The organism is Cupriavidus gilardii (genome assembly GCF_008801915.1).
Taxonomy (GTDB): Bacteria; Pseudomonadota; Gammaproteobacteria; order Burkholderiales; family Burkholderiaceae; genus Cupriavidus; species Cupriavidus gilardii.
Map to the genome: position 1 here is coordinate 1 of NZ_VZOV01000084.1, position 460 is coordinate 460.

1 pseudogene is annotated in these 460 nt (G+C 40.9%); it reads left to right on the plus strand.

The features are described 5' to 3' along the window. Window positions 1-460, plus strand: a pseudogene (locus F7Q96_RS26540) (M1 family peptidase); the annotation flags it as partial.

Sequence of the window (460 nt, forward strand, 5' to 3'; positions counted from 1 at the left end):
TCATGATAAATATTTAACGGTTAAAGATGTGAATATTACATCGGCAGAGGGTATTAAAACCAAGGCAAAATATGAGCAAGCCTCTGAAATAGATGGGGTGAGTAAAATTAAATTTGCCAAAACCTTGCCCGCAGGACAGTATCAACTCGTTCTAGATTTTAATGCGGCGTATGACCAGCAGCTCGATGGTATTTATAAAATCGAGTTTGAGGGTAAACCTTATGTGATGACGCAAATGGAAGCAATTAGTGCACGCCAGTCATTCCCATCATTTGATGAACCACGTTTTAAAACGCCGTTTAATATTCGTTTGACGATTCCAAGCAAATATTCAGGGTTTGCCAATACCCAACAAACGTCGGAGCAAGCAGAGAAGTCGGGTTGGAAAACACTCAGTTTTGCACAAACCAAACCACTACCAACATATTTACTTGCATTGGCTGTCGGGCCGTGGCAATTA